The sequence below is a fragment of the Sphingomonas hankookensis genome, assembly GCF_022664465.1.
Classification (GTDB): domain Bacteria; phylum Pseudomonadota; class Alphaproteobacteria; order Sphingomonadales; family Sphingomonadaceae; genus Sphingomonas; species Sphingomonas hankookensis.
The window spans coordinates 326,737-342,018 of the sequence record NZ_JAKREV010000001.1 but is presented as its reverse complement, the minus strand read 5'-3'; the positions used below and the strand labels follow the sequence as shown (position 1 = coordinate 342,018).

At 66.7% G+C, this 15,282-nt stretch carries 16 protein-coding genes; 7 read left to right on the top strand and 9 right to left on the bottom strand.

The window, feature by feature from the left end:
* Positions 1-122: 122 nt before the first annotated feature.
* The 3 genes from MF610_RS01425 to mtaB are packed head-to-tail and all read right to left on the bottom strand — an operon-like array spanning position 123 to position 2,913.
* A complete protein-coding gene (locus tag MF610_RS01425) occupies positions 123-755 on the bottom strand; it encodes a septation protein A (protein ID WP_242192333.1) in 633 nt (210 codons plus the stop codon).
* Complete coding sequence (gene ftsY / locus MF610_RS01420; RefSeq protein ID WP_242192332.1) at positions 752-1,681, bottom strand: signal recognition particle-docking protein FtsY; 930 nt, start codon at positions 1,679-1,681, stop codon at positions 752-754. Before ftsY ends, MF610_RS01425 begins: the two co-directional genes overlap by 4 nt.
* Positions 1,678-2,913: a tRNA (N(6)-L-threonylcarbamoyladenosine(37)-C(2))-methylthiotransferase MtaB gene (mtaB, locus tag MF610_RS01415; protein ID WP_242192331.1), complete on the bottom strand. Its 1,236-nt coding sequence runs from the start codon at positions 2,911-2,913 to the stop codon at positions 1,678-1,680. The genes ftsY and mtaB overlap by 4 nt, the downstream gene beginning before the upstream one ends.
* Between mtaB and MF610_RS01410 the strand changes: the two genes are divergently transcribed.
* Entirely contained in the window at positions 2,912-3,490 is a 579-nt protein-coding gene (locus MF610_RS01410) for a DUF924 family protein (protein WP_242192330.1), read from the top strand. The genes mtaB and MF610_RS01410 overlap by 2 nt on opposite strands.
* Here MF610_RS01410 and MF610_RS01405 read toward each other — a convergent pair.
* Positions 3,465-5,105 (bottom strand): putative bifunctional diguanylate cyclase/phosphodiesterase, encoded by a 1,641-nt coding sequence (locus MF610_RS01405; RefSeq protein WP_242192329.1) that lies wholly within the window; start codon positions 5,103-5,105, stop codon positions 3,465-3,467. The genes MF610_RS01410 and MF610_RS01405 overlap by 26 nt on opposite strands.
* Positions 5,106-5,349: 244 nt before the next feature.
* Between MF610_RS01405 and ffh the strand changes: the two genes are divergently transcribed.
* From ffh to rimM, 4 genes are all read left to right on the top strand, one after another.
* Positions 5,350-6,852 (top strand): signal recognition particle protein, encoded by a 1,503-nt coding sequence (gene ffh / locus MF610_RS01400; RefSeq protein WP_242192328.1) that lies wholly within the window; start codon positions 5,350-5,352, stop codon positions 6,850-6,852.
* A gap of 47 nt (positions 6,853-6,899) precedes the next feature.
* The gene (gene rpsP / locus MF610_RS01395; protein WP_242192327.1) at positions 6,900-7,283 is read left to right on the top strand and encodes a 30S ribosomal protein S16; all 384 of its coding nucleotides are present in this window, start codon (positions 6,900-6,902) and stop codon (positions 7,281-7,283) included.
* A gap of 89 nt (positions 7,284-7,372) precedes the next feature.
* Positions 7,373-7,498 (top strand): hypothetical protein, encoded by a 126-nt coding sequence (locus MF610_RS19025; RefSeq protein WP_277923827.1) that lies wholly within the window; start codon positions 7,373-7,375, stop codon positions 7,496-7,498.
* Positions 7,476-7,982, top strand: a complete 507-nt coding sequence (gene rimM, locus MF610_RS01390; protein WP_242192326.1) for a ribosome maturation factor RimM — start codon at positions 7,476-7,478, stop codon at positions 7,980-7,982. The genes MF610_RS19025 and rimM overlap by 23 nt, the downstream gene beginning before the upstream one ends.
* Positions 7,983-7,985: 3 nt before the next feature.
* On the opposite strand, the gene MF610_RS01385 is transcribed toward rimM, so the two are convergent.
* From MF610_RS01385 to MF610_RS01375, 3 genes are read right to left on the bottom strand one after another with little or no spacing between them, the layout of a single operon-like run.
* Positions 7,986-8,381: a BLUF domain-containing protein gene (locus MF610_RS01385; protein ID WP_242192325.1), complete on the bottom strand. Its 396-nt coding sequence runs from the start codon at positions 8,379-8,381 to the stop codon at positions 7,986-7,988.
* Between the two features lie 51 nt (positions 8,382-8,432).
* The gene (locus MF610_RS01380) at positions 8,433-8,867 is read right to left on the bottom strand and encodes a hypothetical protein (protein WP_242192324.1); all 435 of its coding nucleotides are present in this window, start codon (positions 8,865-8,867) and stop codon (positions 8,433-8,435) included.
* A gap of 41 nt (positions 8,868-8,908) precedes the next feature.
* On the bottom strand, positions 8,909-9,850 hold the full coding sequence (locus tag MF610_RS01375) for an NAD(P)/FAD-dependent oxidoreductase (RefSeq protein WP_242192323.1): 942 nt from the start codon (positions 9,848-9,850) through the stop codon (positions 8,909-8,911).
* 64 nt (positions 9,851-9,914) lie between these two features.
* Here MF610_RS01375 and trmD point away from each other — a divergent pair, with 64 nt between their 5' ends.
* Positions 9,915-10,643, top strand: coding sequence for a tRNA (guanosine(37)-N1)-methyltransferase TrmD (gene trmD, locus MF610_RS01370; protein ID WP_242192322.1), 729 nt, complete (start codon positions 9,915-9,917; stop codon positions 10,641-10,643).
* A 5-nt stretch (positions 10,644-10,648) separates the two neighbouring features.
* The gene (gene rplS, locus MF610_RS01365) at positions 10,649-11,038 is read left to right on the top strand and encodes a 50S ribosomal protein L19 (protein WP_242192321.1); all 390 of its coding nucleotides are present in this window, start codon (positions 10,649-10,651) and stop codon (positions 11,036-11,038) included.
* A 285-nt stretch (positions 11,039-11,323) separates the two neighbouring features.
* On the opposite strand, the gene MF610_RS01360 is transcribed toward rplS, so the two are convergent.
* Positions 11,324-13,498, bottom strand: coding sequence for a histidine kinase dimerization/phosphoacceptor domain -containing protein (locus MF610_RS01360; protein ID WP_277923826.1), 2,175 nt, complete (start codon positions 13,496-13,498; stop codon positions 11,324-11,326).
* 85 nt (positions 13,499-13,583) lie between these two features.
* Entirely contained in the window at positions 13,584-15,221 is a 1,638-nt protein-coding gene (locus tag MF610_RS01355) for a histidine kinase famiy protein (protein WP_242192319.1), read from the bottom strand.
* Positions 15,222-15,282 lie beyond the last annotated feature (61 nt).

The following is a 15,282-nucleotide window of genomic DNA, read 5'->3' as shown; positions in this document are numbered from 1 at the left end:
CACGAGGCGAGGCAATCGTCGTTCCCGCGAAGGCAGGAATCCATAGACGCTATCGTTGCGGCTTTGGCTCAAGCGTCAGCGGCAATGGGTTCCTGCCTTCGCGGGAACGACGACTGGCTGGGTCAATCCGCCGGGGGCAGCGGCGCGTCCTTTTCCATCTGCAGGCCGTTGCGCAGCAGCATCGGGATATTCCCCGCCGCGAAGATCAGCGTCAGCGGTACCGCGCCCCACAGCTTGAACCCGACCCAGAAGTCCCAGGTCGAATGGCGCCACACAACCTCGTTCAGCACCGCCATAAACGCGAAGAAGATCGCCCAGTTCAGGGTCAGCTTGCGCCAGCCGGCAGCGCTCAGCCCCGGATAGGCGGTTTCCAGCAGCTGTTGCAGCAGCGGCCGCCCGGTTGCGAGGCCGAAGGTCAGGATCGCCGTGAACATCGCATAGACGATCGTCGGCTTCATCTTGATGAACATGTCGTCGCGGAAATACAGCGTCAGCGCGCCGAACACGACGACCAGGCCAGCGGACAGCCACAGCATCGGCGAGACATGGCCGGTCTTCCATTTCGACACGATGATCGCAGCGATGCTGGCGATCATGAACGCGGTGCTGGCGATGATGACCTGCGCCAGCGAATCGACCATGTCGGGCAAGCCGATCTTGCTCGCCAGCAAATTGGCGACGAAAAACACGACCAACGGTCCGTAATCCAGCGCCATGCGGAACAGGGGCGATACCGGCGGTTTGGCAGTCGTCATTTGCGTACCCGTTCCACGCCCGCGATGATGCGGGATACTTCGTGTGCGTCGAACCCACGGAGGTCGTCGGCGGTTTCACCGACCCCGATCGCGTGAATTGGCAGCCCGAACTTCTCGGCCGCCGCGACCAGCACGCCACCGCGTGCGGTCCCGTCGAGCTTGGTCATGACGAGCCCGGTGACCCCCGCCGTTTCCTTGAACACCTCGATCTGGTTGAGCGCGTTCTGTCCGGTCGTCGCGTCGAGGACGAGGACGACGTCGTGGGGCGCCTCCGGATTCAGGCGGCCAAGTACGCGGCGGACCTTGGCCAGTTCGTCCATCAGCTCGCGCTTGTTCTGCAACCGGCCGGCGGTGTCGACGATCAGCACGTCGATGCCGGTCGCCGTCGCCTGCTTGACCGCTTCATAGACGATGCCGGCCGCGTCGCCGCCTTCGGCACCGCTGACAATCGGCACGCCGATCCGTTCCGCCCAAGTGCGCAGCTGTCCGATCGCGGCGGCGCGGAAGGTGTCGCCCGCCGCCAGCATCACGCCATAATCCTGTTCGACGAGGGTCTTGGCGAGCTTGGCGATGGTCGTGGTCTTGCCCGATCCGTTAACGCCGATGACGAGAATTACCTGCGGGCGCGGGAATGCCTCGATTTCCAGCGGCTTGGCGACCGGCGTTAAAACCTTTTCGATCTCCTCGGCCACGACCAGCCGGATGCCCAGCTCTTCCATGTTGCGCTCATACTGCCCCTCGGACAGGCGAGTGCGCACGCGGGCGGCGGTGGCGGGGCCGAGGTCGGAGGCGATCAGCGCCTCCTCGATTTCGCCGAGCGTCGCGTCGTCCAGCCGCGCGGCGGACAGGCCGACGAGGTTGCCGGTCAGACGGTCGGACGTCTTCTTCAAACCGCCGAGCAGGCGTTCGTGCCACGAAAGGCTCATAGGGGCATGCCGATCAACTGATCGCCTTCGATGTGAGTGAGCCGCGCGGTCACGATCGTGCCGGGCGGGCAGGGGGGAAGCGTCACGTCGGCAAAGCCGGGGCTGTGCCCGCGCGTGCCGGGACGTTCGACGAGGATTTCCGTGGTCGTGCCGACCTGCAGCTGCAGCCAGTCGCAGTGGCGGCGTGCAGCGGCCTCACGCAACGCCTGCGCGCGGGCCTTGGCGATCGGCGGCGGTACCTGCGGCATCCGCGCGGCGGGGGTGCGAGCGCGCGGGCTGTAGACAAAGACATGGGCGTGGACGATGGCGCAGTCGTCGATCAGCGCGAGCGTGTTGGCCGCCATCGCGTCATCCTCGGTCGGGAAGCCGGCGATAAGGTCGGCGCCGATCGCGATTTCGGGCCGCGCGGACTTCAGGCGCTCGACCAGCCGGACGGCGTCGGCGCGGCTGTGGCGGCGGCGCATCCGCTTGAGCACCATGTCGTCGCCCGCCTGGAACGACAGATGGACGTGCGGCATGACCCGTGGTTCATTGGTCAACAGTTCCAATAGCTTGCCGTCGATTGCTGCCGGGTCGAGCGAAGATAGTCGCAGCCGCCTGAGCGAGGTCCGTTCGATGATCGCGGCAACCAGATCGCCTAACTTTGGCGTGCTAGACAAGTCGTGGCCGTAGCTCGATAGGTCTACCCCGGTCAGCACGACCTCGCCATGTCCAGCTGTCACCAGCCCCGCGACCTGTTCGACCACGCCGTCGATCGTCGCCGATCGCGACGGCCCGCGACCGGCGGGGATGGCGCAGAAGGTGCAGGCGTGGTCGCAGCCATTCTGCACCTCCACGAATGCCCGCGTCTGCCCCTCGAACGCGTCGGACATGTGGGGGGCGGTATCGAGGACGCGGGCGATGTCGCGCACGATCACCGGATCGGTCGACGCCCAGGCAGCGGGGTTCAGCTTGTCCGAATTGCCGATGACGCGGGTGACTTCGGGCATCGCCGCGAAGCTCGCCGGATCGATCTGCGCCGCGCAGCCGGTGACGATCAACTCGCTCGCTGGCCGCTCGCGCCGCGCCCGGCGGATCGCGCGGCGAGTGGCGGCGACCGCGTCGTTGGTCACCGCACAGCTGTTGACGACCACCACATCCCGCGCGCCGACGATCCCGCGGATCGCATCGCTTTCCGCGATGTTCAGCCGGCAGCCGAGCGTTATGATGGCGGGACCACAGGAGGATGGCATGGGCGACGATCTAGGGACAGCGGACCACGAAGTCCACGCAGACGCGCAACGCGTGCTTGCGTTCTGGTTCGACGAGGTTGGGCCGGACAGGCATTTCGCGAAGGACGACGCGCTCGACGCGGCGATCGCCGACCGGTTCGGGGCGCTGCAACGCGATCTGCTGGCGAGTGAGGCGGCGGGGTGGCGTGGCGATCGCGATAGGCTGTTGGCGGCGGTGATCGTACTCGATCAGTTTTCGCGCAACTTGTTTCGTGGGCAGGCGGCGGCGTTCGCGGCCGATCCGCTGGCGCTGGAACTGGCGCTGATCGGTATCGCGCGGGGCGATGACCGCGAACTGCCGGCGGATCGCCGTGCGTTTCTCTACATGCCGCTGATGCATAGCGAGGATGCGGGGGTAGCGCGGTTCTCGCTCCATTGTTTCGAGGCGCTGGGCAACGCCAACAACCTGAAGTTCGCGCGCGATCATGCCGCGGTGCTGGCGCGCTATGGTCGGTATCCGTCGCGCAACGCAGCGCTGGGCCGCGAATCGATTGCGGCCGAGCGCGATTATCTCAGCCGACCTGACGCCGGATGGTGAGGTCGGTCAGGTCGGTATCGGGCGCGCCGCCATGCGCCAGCAACCCGCGCGCCGCCAGCATCCGACGGGTATCGGCGACCGACAACGGCTTGCTGTAATGCCACCCCTGCGCCTTAGAACAGCCTAGCGCGGCGAGGCGTTCGGCGATCGTCCCGGTCTCCACCCCCTCGGCGGTGACCGGCAGGTTGAGGTTCGCGCCCAGACCGATGATCGCGTTCACGATCGCCGCCGAATCGGCGTTGTCGAGCAGCGACAGGACGAAGCTCTTGTCGATCTTGATCCGGTCGAACGGCAACGCGCGCAAATGCGCGAGGCTGGAATAGCCGGTCCCGAAATCGTCGAGCGCGAGGCGTACGCCCTGGTTCTTCAGCGATCCGACGATCGACTGCGCCAGTGCGAGGTTGTCGAACAACGCGCTCTCGGTAATCTCGATCTCCAGCCGGTTGGGCGCGAAACCGCCTTCGACCGTCGCCTTGATGATCTTCTGCGCGAGCCACGCATCGCGCAGCTGACACGGCGAGATGTTGACGGAGAGCGACAGCCCCGGGTCCCAGTCGCGCGCGGCGGCAAATGCCTGTCGCATGATCGACAGCGACAATTCGGCGATCAGCCCCGATTCCTCGGCAACGGGGATGAAGCGGTCGGGCGGGATCGTCCCCTGCGTCGGATGGACCCAGCGCGCCAGCACCTCGAACCCGCACAGCCGCCCGGTCGCCAGGTCGATCTGCGGTTCGAAGAACGGCACGACCTGCCCGGCCGGGATGGCAAGGCGCAGGCCGTTTTCGATATCGTTGCGATCGATCAGCGCATGTTCCATCGCCCGGTTGAACCAGGTGAAGCCGCCGCGCCCCGATTTCTTGGCGCAATACATCGCGATATCGGCTGCGCGCAGCAGCGTGTCGATGCCGCCGCCATCGAAGTCGGACCGCGCGACGCCGATCGAGCTGGTCATGTGGATGCGCAGGTCCTCGACCTCGATCGGCTTGGTCAGCGCGGCGATGACGCGCGACGCGACATGCTCGACGGTCGAAGGATCGCGCGCGTCGAAGACGAAGGCGCAGGCAAAGGCGTCGCCGCCGAACCGCGCGGTCAGTGCCGCGGCCGGCATGACCGCCGCAATCTCCACCGCAGCACTGCGCAGCACGGCGTCGCCCGCGGCGTGGCCGTGCATGTCGTTGACCATCTTGAAATGGTCGAGGTCGACGATCAGCATCGCGACCGCCTGATCGCGACGCGATGCGGCCCGCAGCAGTGCGGCGCCGGCTTCGCTTAGTGCGCGGCGATTGAGGAATCCGGTGAGCGGATCGCGCGATGCGAGCATGCGGGCGCGCTCCTCGGCGGCGGAGCGGCCGTCCATCTCGATCTGCACCGCGCGGTGGCGGCGCCAGCCGAAAATTACGAGCGCGGCATTGATGAGGAGCGCGACGACCAGCGGGCGCTGTACCGGCGCACCACCGAAATAGCGATGGTCGAGGGCACCGGAAATCACCGCAATGCTCAATCCCGCGAACAACAGGATCGCGCAGATACAGATCGCCAGCGTCCAGCGGCTGCCTCGCCGTGGTGCGTCCGCCGGGGCCATGCCCTCGATACCGCGTTGCCGATCCCGTTCCATGCCGGGCCGTTATCGGCGCGGATCGGTGTAGAAGGTGTTAAAGGCGCGGATCAGTCTGCCGTATGTGACGCTCCGGTCGCCGTGGGTTGCATGGAGGCACATGTTGGTTTATAGGCCCCGGATCGTTTCCGTCAGGAATCGTTTCAGCATTGCCGCCCACGGGCGACGCCGGCCGACGAGGTTTCGTCCGCCGGCGTGTTTTGCTTGAGCGTTTTTCGGACGGCGCCACGAGTGGAGTGACCGCGTGTTCGAAAGTCTGAGTGACCGGCTGGGAGGGGTGTTCGATCGCCTGCGCGGTCGCGGCGCGCTGACCGAAGCCGATGTCCGCACCGCGATGCGCGAAGTCCGCGTGGCGCTGCTCGAAGCCGATGTGGCGTTGCCGGTCGCGCGCGAGTTCGTCGAAAAGGCGACCGAGGTCGCCGTCGGCCAGAACGTGTTGCGATCGATCACGCCGGGACAGCAGGTCGTCAAGATCGTCCATGACGCGCTGGTCGACATGCTGGGGTCGGACACGGCCGAGCTGGACGTCGCCGTCACCCCGCCCGCGGTCATCATGCTGGTCGGGCTTCAGGGGTCGGGCAAGACGACGACCACCGCCAAGCTCGCCAAGCTGCTGTCGAAGCGCGAGGGCAAGAAGGTGATGATGGCGTCGCTCGACGTCAATCGCCCGGCGGCGCAGGAACAGCTGGCGGTGCTGGGCACCCAGGTCGATGTCGCGACGCTGCCGATCGTGGCGGGGCAGCAGCCGGTCGATATCGCCCGGCGTGCGCTGCAGTCGGCGAAGCTGCAGGGCTTCGACGTCGTCATGCTCGATACCGCGGGTCGCCTGCACGTCGATCAGGCGCTGATGGACGAGATGAAGGCCGTCTCGGACATCGCGCGCCCGAACGAGACGTTGCTGGTCGTCGACTCGCTGACCGGTCAGGACGCGGTCAACGTCGCGCAGAATTTCTCCGAACAGGTGCCGCTGACCGGCGTCATCCTGACCCGCATGGACGGCGATGCGCGCGGTGGCGCCGCGCTGTCGATGCGCGCCGTTACCGGCAAGCCGATCAAGTTCGCGGGCACCGGCGAAAAGCTGGACGCGATCGAGCCGTTCCACCCGAAGCGCGTTGCCGGCCGTATCCTCGGCATGGGCGACGTCGTGTCGCTGGTCGAAAAGGCCGCGCAGTCGATCGAGGCCGAAGATGCCGAGCGGATGGCCGGTCGCCTTGCCAAGGGTCAGTTCGACATGAACGACCTGCGCGGGCAGCTGGCACAGATGCGGCGCATGGGTGGCCTGGGCGCGCTTGCCGGCATGATCCCCGGCATGAAGAAGGCGCAGGCGGCGATGGCGTCGGGCGCGGTGGATGAAAAGATCCTGCTGCGCATGGACGCGATGATCACGTCGATGACCGTGAAGGAACGCGCCAAGCCCGAACTGATCAATGCCAAGCGCAAGATCCGCATTGCCAAGGGGTCGGGCACGACGGTGCAGGACATCAACAAATTGTTGAAGATGCACCAGGAAATGCAGACCGCGATGAAGAAGCTCAAGAAGATGGGCGGCATCAAGGGCATGATGGCGATGCTGGGCAAGGGCGGCATGGGCGGCCTTGGCAACGCGCTCGGCGGTCCCGGCCTCGGCGATCTCATGGGCAAGGCCGGTGGCGAAATGCCAGGCCTGCCCGGGCTTGGCGGTGGCGGGATGGGCGGCGGCATGCCGCAACTGCCCCCCGGCTTCGAAAACCTTATCAAGAAGAAGTAACTGCCGGTCGGAACCGGCTTACGCAGACCAACGAAGGAAGAAGAATAATGGCACTCAGCATCCGTCTGTCGCGTGGTGGCTCGAAGAAGCGTCCGTATTACCGCATCGTCGTCGCCGACGCGCGCAGCCCGCGCGACGGCCGCTTCATCGAGAAGATCGGCACCTACAACCCGCTGCTGGGCAAGGAAGACGAAAAGCGCGTCGTGCTCGACGCCGAGCGTGCGACCCACTGGCTGGGCGTTGGCGCGCAGCCGACCGATCGCGTCGCCCGTTTCCTCGACAAGGCCGGCGTGAAGGAACGTGCCGCTCGCAACAACCCGACCAAGGGCAAGCCGGGCGAGAAGGCCGTCGAGCGCGCAGAAGAGCGTGCCGAAAAGGCGAAGGCCGCTGAAGAAGCCGCCGCCGCTCCGGCCGAAACCGCCGAAGCATAAGGGCGAGTGCCGGTGTGCCTTTCGGGGCGCGCCGGCACCTTTCGGTCGCGGTCGTGCGTTCCTGTTCGCTACGAGCAGGAGCATGACCGATGATCGATCCCGAAGAACAGCCAAGCCATGACGAAGACGCCAGCAACCTCGGCCAATCGGCGGAAGAACCCGCCGAAGGGCGCGACGACGCCCCCAGCGGCGGTGAAGGCTCGCCCGACGCCTGAACCGGCGGCGGATCGCAGCCGCGTGGTGCTGGCGGCGATCGCTGGCGCGCATGGGCTGGCGGGCGAGGTGCGGCTGAAGCTGTTCACCGACGACCTGTCGGCTTATCCGGCGCTGAATGGCGGCGCACTGACCCTCGTGTCGGTGCGTCCCGCCACCAACGGCATGATCGGCAGGTTCCGCGAGATTGCCGACCGCACGAAGGCGGAAGCGATGCGCGGCACCGAGCTGTGGATCGCACGCGACCAGCTGCCGCCGCTGGCCGAGGGCGAATATTATCACGCCGACCTGCTGGGCCTGCCCGCCGTGTCGAGCGAGGGCGAGCCGCTGGGCCACGTCGTCGCGATCGACGATTTCGGCGCGGGCGACGTGATCGAAATCGAACGGCCCGGCGGCAAACGCTTCATGGTGCCGATGCAGCCGCATGCCGTACCCGAATGGAACGGCGAACGGCTGGTGGTCGACGCGCTGTTCGCGGTCGATTGAACCCTATCGCTGCGCCGCGGCGGTGAAGGCCGCGCGCAACGCTTCGGGCGCGCCGGCGAGCCGCCGTTCGATCCGCGCGAGAACGGCCTCGCCGTCATTCAGCGAGCGGGTGGCCCGCTCCATGCTCCAATAGCCGAACTCGCGCTTTTCGACCGGGCGATCCGACAGGATCGTCAGTTCGCTGTGACGCGGATCGTTGGCAATCCGGGCATAGGTTTCGGCGACGCTGGAGTCCGGGCCCTCGATCACCTGCAGGAAATGCGTGCCATCGTGCCATAACAGGCCGGTGATGCCGTCCACCGCATTATTGTGGCGGGACTGTTGCAGGATGTGGTCGACATCGACCCCGGGCATACTGCGGCTGGTATAGAAAAGCTGGCGAAAGAGCGTCTCGGTCACGGGGTTCGGATACGGTCCCCGTGGGCGCCGATCAAGTCCGTCGCGTAACGATTACCTGTTTCGCGGTGGTACGGTCGCGGGCGGACCTATCTCCGCATCGGGATCGACCAGCACGGTCACGAGCCGCCCGACCAGCGTCAGCGGATCGCGCCCACGGCCATAGCCATAGCCTTCCGCCTCGCGCTTCGAACAGCGGCGTTGCCCACGGAACATGCCGCATCCCGACAGGAACGGATTCTCGACCGATGGCGGCGGCACTTCGCCGACCACCGCGCCCTGTTCGCCCACCTCGCGCACGGTCGGCAGGGGCAGGCGAAAACGGTCGCCGCGATCCCGGTCACCGCACACCACGATCTCGTCGGCGCCCTCCGAACAGCTGCGCGCGGCTTCCCGCTCGGCCGCGGCGGCGAGAATACGGTCGAACGACTGCGCCTGTGCTGGCACGGTCAGCAGGAGGGCTGCGATCAGGAGCAGGCGTTTCGACATTGCCGTAAGGGCTAACCGCCGCCGCGATGGTCGGCAAGTCGCTACCGCCGGATCGGGCGACGTTCGGCCAGCAGGTTGCGGATGGTGGTGGCGGCAACGCCGGCCTCACCCATGGCGTGGCTGATCTGGTCCAACCCCTTCACCACATCGCCGGCGGCGAACAGGCCGGGGACCGAGGTCCGCTGATGATCGTCGACCTCCAGACACCCGTCCTCGCTCGCCCGCGCGCCGGCGGCGACCGCCAGTTCGGAGCGGATCCGCGATCCGAGCGCAGGATAGACGCTGTCGAACGCGAGGTCCCCGGTCGCGGTCCGGACGACGAACCGCTCGCCATCGATGCGATAGTCGCCGCACGGCCCGTCGACCCGCCGTACCCCGGCCCGGTCGAGCGCGTCGAGACAGGTGTCGTCGAGGTCATGGTCGCTGTCGGGCGCGATCAGCGTGACGTCGGCGGTATAACCGCGCAGGAACAGCGCCTCGCGCATCCCGTGCTGGCTGGTCCCGATCACCCCGACCCGACGGTCAGTCACTTCATAGCCGTCGCAGATCGGGCAGTAGCGCAGCAAGCCGCGGGCCAGCGCCGCATCGTGCGTCGCATCGTCGAGCCCCTTCGGCCGGTGGTTCACCACTCCGGTCGCCAGCAGCACGGTGCGTGCGGCGAGCGTGCCGCCATCGGTCCGCACGACGAAGTCCTCGCCATCACGCTCGATCGCGGTGACGGTCGCCGCCTCGCACGTCGCACCGAAATCGCGCGCCTGCTCGTGCATTTTCGCGAGCAGTTCCGTCCCTGCGATGCCGCCGGGATAGCCGGCATGATTGTGCGTGCGCGGGATCGTCGCCGCGCGGCTCGATCCGCAATCGAACATCCGGATCGAAAGGTGGAAGCGCGCGAGATAGATCGCAGCGGTCAGCCCGGCAGGGCCGGCGCCGATGATCGCGCAGTCGATCGCGTCCGGGCGGGAAACGGGGTCAGGGGTCGGCATGGACACGCAAATGACGCGCGAAGGGCTTTCGTTCCCAGCGACATGCAGGCACAGGCTGTCGCCCATGCCGTTCGCCGCCACGATCCTCACCCTGTACCCAGAGATGTTTCCCGGACCGCTCGGCCTGTCGCTGGCCGGGCGTGCGCTGCGCGAGGAGCGCTGGTCGCTAGAAACGGTGCAGATTCGCGACTTCGCGACCGACAAGCATCGCTCGGTCGACGATACGCCGGCCGGGGGCGGGGCGGGGATGGTGCTGCGCGCCGATGTGCTGGCGTCGGCGCTCGACAGCGTCAGCGACGGGCGGCCGGTGCTGGCGATGACTCCGCGCGGGCGACCGCTGACGCAGGCGCGCGTCCGCGCCCTTGCCGACGGACCCGGCGCGATCGTGCTGTGCGGCCGGTTCGAAGGGTTCGACGAACGCCTGTTCGACGCCCGCGCCATCGAACCCGTCGCGATCGGCGATTACGTGCTGTCGGGTGGCGAAATGGGCGCGCTGGTGCTGCTCGATGCTTGCGTTCGGCTGCTTCCCGGCGTAATGGGCGCGGCTTCGAGTGGTATCGAGGAGAGCTTCGAAAGCGGCCTTCTCGAATATCCTCAATATACCCGACCTGCTGAATGGGAAGGGCGTGTGATCCCCGAAGTGTTGCGATCGGGGGATCATGCGAGGATCGCGGCGTGGCGCAAGGCACGATCGGAATCCGACACACGGCTATGGCGGCCGGATCTGTGGGAGCGTCACGTCGACGCTCGGGTCCAGTCGCCCTCTGGCGCGCACGAAGAGAATGAAGGTTAAGTGAAATGAACCTCCTCCAGACGCTCGAAGCGGAACAGATCGCCAAGTTCCTCGAATCGAAGTCGATCCCCGAATTTCGCGCCGGCGATACCCTCAAGGTCGGCGTGAAGGTCGTCGAAGGCGAGCGGACCCGCGTACAGAACTACGAAGGCGTGTGCATCGCCCGGTCGAACGCCGGCATGGGTTCGTCGTTCACCGTCCGCAAGATGAGCTTCGGCGAAGGCGTCGAGCGCGTGTTCCCGCTCTATTCGCCGAACATCGATTCGATCGACGTCGTGCGTCGCGGCGTCGTGCGTCGTGCGAAGCTCTATTATCTGCGCGGTCGCACCGGCAAGTCGGCGCGTATCGCCGAACGCCGCGATCCGCGTCCGCCGAAGGCGACCGCCGCCGAGTAATCGGCGCGGGCGCAGTTGCGCTGATCTGGGGCGCGGTGGCGAAGGTCACCGCGCCCTTTTTCGTGGGCGGCTCGACCAGTCGTTCGCCACTCCGGATCAAGTCCGGGGGGACGAACTGGGCCATGGTTGCGCGCTGCCGACAACGCCACGCGGCTCCGTCCGGCCGCACACGTCATCCCAGCGAAGGCTGGGATATTTTCGTGGCAAAAGCGCGCCTGGCCGCGAGAGGCCCCAGCCTGCGCTGGGGCGACGATCTTATGAAGAAAGCGCGGAAGTCGACGTCGCCTACGCGTCCTCGGGCACCGCAATCGGCGCGGACACCGTGAACCGCAGCCCCGGTGCGTTGTCGCTTTCCTCGATCGTGCCGTCGAGCCGCTTGACCATCGCGGTCAGCATGCGTGTGCCGAAACCGGTACGGTTGCCGGTCCGCCCCTGTCCACGGTCGGCGACGGTCAGGCGGAAGCGGTTACGGAACCGCTCCAGCGTCACTGCGATCGGCCCGGCCTTGCCGCCATAGGCATATTTCTGGGCATTGATGACCAGTTCTACCAGCACCAGCCCAATCTGCACCGCCGCGTCGGCGCTGACGAGCAGGGGGGCGAGGTCCATCGTCACCCGACCGGTCCATTCCGCGCCCATCGACGACTGCATTTCGGTCAGCAGGTCCTCGATATAGCGGCCGAGGTCGATGACCGTGACGGTGTCGTCGGAATAGAGCCGGCGATGGACCAGCGCGACCGCCGAGAGCCGCCGCTGCGCCTCGCCCAGATGGCGGGTCAGCGTCTCGTCATTCTCGGCATTGGCCTGCATCGCCAGGAACGCGACCACCAGTTGCAGGCTGTTCTGCACGCGGTGGTTCACTTCCTTTATCAATGTCTCCTGCTGCGCGAGCAGCGCGTCCTTGTCGGTGACGGCACGGGTCAGTTCGCGGTTCAGTTCACCGATGCGCCGACGCTGGCGGACATCGAACAGCAGGCGCGACAGACGGTGTGCCGCCTCCACCTCCGCCGAAGTCCATGGCCGGGCGCGGCCGCGGATTTCCTCGCTCCACGCGGCGAAGGATGCCCGCGGGGTCAGCGGCTGGTCGTCGCGCTGGTCGACCGCCTTGTGCGGGTCGCCCGCCCATTGGATCGTCTGCAACGTCTCCGCCCGGAACCATAGCAGCACGACCGGCTCGTCCGCCGACAGGGTGATCGCCAGCAGCCCGCTCGCCAGGTCGCGATGCGCCTGCGCGCCCGGCATACGCTGTTCGAGCGAGGCGCTGTGGAGCAGGATGCTGCCCTGACGCCGTACCCAGTCGAGCATGTCGGCGACCGCTTCCTGCGAGGGCACGTGACCGCTGGTATGAAGCGAGGCGCCGCGTTGCAGGACGAAGCCATCGGCATCGAGCAGCCGGCGCAGATCGTTGGCGACCACCGCGGCAACCTTGTCGGGCTCGTCCTCCTGCGCCATCCGCTGCGCCAGCGCGTCCTCGGCGGTGCGCAGCCGCAGCCGCTCGCGATATTCGGACGCTTCCTCTTTCGCGCCGACCTGTTGCGCGAACGATGCGGCGATCAGTTCGCAGGTCTTGCGCTGGAGGTAGGACAGGGTGCGCGGGCTGCGGTGGTGGCACGCGACGAGGCCCCACAGGATGCCGTCCTTAATGATCGACACCGATGCCGATGCCGCGACGCCCATGTTGCGCAGATACTGGACGTGGATCGGCGATACCGCGCGCACGCCGACGTCGCTCAGGTCGACCGTCTGCAACGCCGGATCGATCGCGACGATCGGTGCGGGGACGTAGGCGGCGTCGGGAATGACCCGCACGCGGTTACGAACGTAGAGCGCGCGCGCCTGTCGCGGAATGTCCGACGCCGGGAAATGGTGGTTCAGGAACCCGTGCATGTCCGGCGCATGCCGTTCGGCCACGACCTTCCCCGAATCATCGTCGAGGAAGCGATAGATCATGACCCGGTCGAACCCGGTCAGCCGCGCAAAGACCACGGCAGCACGCGCGCACAGGTCGTCGAGATCGGCGGCGCGCGAAAACTCCTCGCCGCCATGCTCGATCCAGGTCAGCGCATCATCGGTGCCCGGCTGGCCCGGCGTGGCCGGTTCCAGTTCGATCAGCCAGAACCTGCCTTCGCGGCTGGCGACCACCGACAGTTCGGCGCGGTCGATCGGGCGAAGTACCAATGGCCCGGCGACGGTCGACCGCAGCAGTTCCAGACCCGCATCGCCGATCAGGTCGTGGATCGATCCGCCGAGCCACGCCGGCCCCAGCAGGGTCGCGACCTCGCCGGCGCCACCGACGATCGCGCCATTGGCCGGATCGACGATCAGCAGCATGCCGTGCGGTTGGATTGCGCCTGGAATATGGATTGGCTCACGATCGCAGACGGTCAGGTCATGCCCAAGGTCCGATGGCGACGGAGCAAGCGGCGACCCGACATTCTCCGCATCAGGTTTCGTCGCCAAGCCCGGACCTTTCGTCGTCATCGTATAGCCCGGCGACCAGGATCGTGGCGGGAATTCGTCGCATTACCGTCTATTGACCCCGCCTTCAACCTGTCCCGGTCGGCCCGTCGATCACCTGTCGAACGCGGGCCGCCAGATCGGCCCGCTTGTACGGCTTGCCGATCAGGTCGAATTCGGTACCGCGCGCATCGACCCGCTCGATCGATGCTTCGGCATAACCGGTGGTGAGCAGGATCTTCATCGCCGGCCGCATCCGCCGGGCGGCGCGTGCCAGCATCACGCCGTTCATGCCGCCGGGCATGATCAGGTCGGTGAACAGCAGGTCGATCGTACCGTCGCGTTCGATCGTCTCTATCCCTTCCGCTGCATTGGCGGCGCGCAGCACGGTGTAGCCGAAATCCTTAAGTATCGCCTCGGCCAGATCGCCGACGTCGCGCTGATCCTCAACCACCAGCACGGTTTCGTCGCCGCGCGACAGGGTGTCGGCGCGCGCGCGGTTGGGACGGATCGGCTCGGGCTTGGTGTCGGGTGCTGCGGGGAACAGCAGGTGGACGGTCGTACCGCCGCCCATCTCGGACTCCACGTGCAGCGCGCCATCAGACTGTTTCATGAAGCCATAGACCATCGACAGACCAAGGCCAGTGCCCTTGCCCTGGTCCTTGGTCGTGAAGAACGGTTCGGTCACGCGTGCGCGAACTTCTTCCGCCATGCCGGTGCCGGTATCGGCGATCGACAGCGCGATGAACGCGCCGGTGACCTTCGGGCCGAAACGCGGGTCGCTGCCATCGAGGTGCATGCGCTGGCTGGTGATGGTCAGGGTGCCGCCATCCGGCATCGCGTCGCGGGCGTTCGTGACGATGCCGAGGATCGCCGTCTCCGCCTGCACCGGATCAATCCGCGCATTGCAATCGGGGCCGCACGGTTCGACTACGATCGCGATGTTGGGCGTACCGATCGTCCGCCGCAGCATCGGCAGCAGCGTGCAGACCAGGTCGTCGACATTGGTGACACGTCCCGACAGCTTCTGCTGGCGGGAGAAGGCCAGCATCTGCTGCGTCAGCTCGGCACCGCGCTCGGCCGCGTCCATCACCGCCTGCAACGACCGCCGCGCGCGGCCCGGATCGATCGGGCGGTCGTCGCTGCGATCGATCTGGGTCAGCAGGACGTCGGTAAAGCCCTGAATGACGGTCAGCAGATTGTTGAAGTCGTGCGCAATGCCGCCGCTCAACCGCCCGACCGCTTCCATCTTCTGCGACTGGCGCAACGCCTCCTCCGCATCGCGGCGACGGGTAACGTCCAGCTGCGATGCGAAATAGTAGCGTAGCGTCCCGTCCCGATCGAGCACGGGCGAAATGAACAGCGCGTTCCAGAAGGCGCTGCCGTTCTTTTTGTAATTGATGATCTCTACCGACGTCTCCTGCTGGCGTTCGATCGCCTGTGCGATGTCGCGGACGGTGTCGCGGTCGGTTTCCGGCCCCTGCAGGAAACGACAGTTGCGGCCCAGTACCTCGTCGGCGCGGTAGCCGGTCATGGTCAGGAACGCGGGATTGGCAAAGATGATCGGATTGTCCGACTGGTTCGGATCGGTAACGATCATCGGCATCCGCGTCGTCTCGACCGCGGTGAAGAAGATGCCGCTGGCCGGATCGTGCATCGCGCCGTCCGCCATCGCCGCGGGCGGGCGATCGCTCTCGAGCGGTTTTTCCGGACTGGGAGAGGACATGCAGCAGGGCCTTGCCGGTTGGAGGGCGTGGGTCAAAGGTCGCGAGCGACCGTTTTGGTTC